At 66.8% G+C, this 1,409-nt stretch carries 2 protein-coding genes; both read right to left on the reverse strand.

Annotation, left to right across the window (positions count from 1 at the left end):
• The coding region (locus tag KTQ37_RS16600; protein WP_218631620.1) for a recombinase family protein at positions 1-872 on the reverse strand (872 nt) is incomplete at its 3' end.
• Positions 869-1,282, reverse strand: a complete 414-nt coding sequence (locus tag KTQ37_RS16605; RefSeq protein ID WP_218631621.1) for a DUF2924 domain-containing protein — start codon at positions 1,280-1,282, stop codon at positions 869-871. The genes KTQ37_RS16605 and KTQ37_RS16600, both read right to left, overlap by 4 nt.
• Between the last annotated feature and the right edge of the window lie 127 nt (positions 1,283-1,409).

A 1,409-nucleotide genomic window follows, 5' to 3' on the forward strand; every position in this document is an offset into this window, starting at 1 on the left:
CCGCGCGCCCCGCGCCGGCGCCGCGCCGCCTGCTGAAGCCGCTCCTGCACCGCATCCCAGGTTGCCGCGTCGATAATCGCCGGATGTGCGGCGGGCCAGCATCGGCTCTTGTGGCGGATCAGGCCGCGATAGACCGGATTGGTGAGCAGGTGATGGATCTGGCCGCGGGTGAAGGGCCTGCCGCCGGTCTGGCGTCCATCGTCATAGGATCTCAACTTCGAGCGCAGGCCTGCTGCCTCGGCCGCCCGGGCGGTTGCATTCAGGCACCCATGCTGGAGGTAGAGGTCGAAGAGGCTGCGGACGGTGTCTGCCTCCCGCTCATTGACCACGAGCTCGCGCCTTGTCTTGTCGGGATGCGGGTCATAGCCGAGGGGCGGTAGGCCCCCCATCCAGAGCCCCTTCTTCTTCGAGGCGGCGATCTTGTCGCGGATCCGCTCGGCCGTGACCTCGCGCTCAAACTGGGCGAAGGAAAGGAGCACGTTCAGCGTCAGCCGCCCCATCGAGGAGGAGGTGTTGAACGCCTGGGTGACGGACACGAAGGAACAACCTGCCGCCTCGAGCCGTTCGACGAGCTTTGCGAAGTCGGCAAGCGATCGCGTGAGACGGTCGATCTTGTAGACCACCACCATCTCCACGCGCCCGGCGTCGATATCGGCAAGGAGGCGCTGCAAGCCGGGACGCTCCAGCGTGCCACCGGAAATCCCGCCATCGTCATAGCGGGCGGGCAGGGGCTTCCAGCCTTCGTGTCTCTGGCTCGCGACATAGGCCTCGCAAGCCTCGCGCTGCGCATCCAGAGAGTTGAAGTCCTGCTCGAGCCCGTCTTCGGAGGACTTGCGGGTGTAGATGGCGCAGCGGATGGTCCTGCGGGTCATGCGGATGCGGCCTTTGCCCTGAAGCCAAAGAAGCGCGGGCCGGACCAGTGTGCCCCGGTGATCTCGCGGGCGATGACGGAGAGGGAGCGGTAGGTCTGCCCCTTCCAGCGGAACCCGTCGGGGGTGACATCGACGATATGGGTGACACCATTCCATTCGCGCAGGAGCCGGGCGCCGGCTTTGGGCTGAGCTCGCCCAACGGCCCTGGTGGGTTTGTCGGGTTCCGTCTCGACAAGCTTTTGCAGGGTCTTCGGCAGACCGCCGAAGCGCTTCATCTGGATCTCCTGCGCGATGAAGCGGCGCAGGAAGACCTGGCTCATGCTCTTGGGGGCGGACTGCCCGAAGAGGTCGGACCAGGCCGCGACCAGCGCGCCTCGGTCCATTGTCTCGATCTCCTCGAGGCGGATCATGACGTGGCCTCGGGCGTGGTGCAGATGCGGTAGCGGGCGTCAGGGCGCTGAGCGTCGTCGCTTGCCTCGCGCAGGATCACGGTGCCGTCCTTGCGCAGACCCGAGAGCGCGGCGCGTACCGAATGCG

This window comes from Sedimentimonas flavescens (assembly GCF_019264375.1).
In the GTDB taxonomy this organism is placed as follows: Bacteria; Pseudomonadota; Alphaproteobacteria; order Rhodobacterales; family Rhodobacteraceae; genus Rhodobacter; species Rhodobacter flavescens.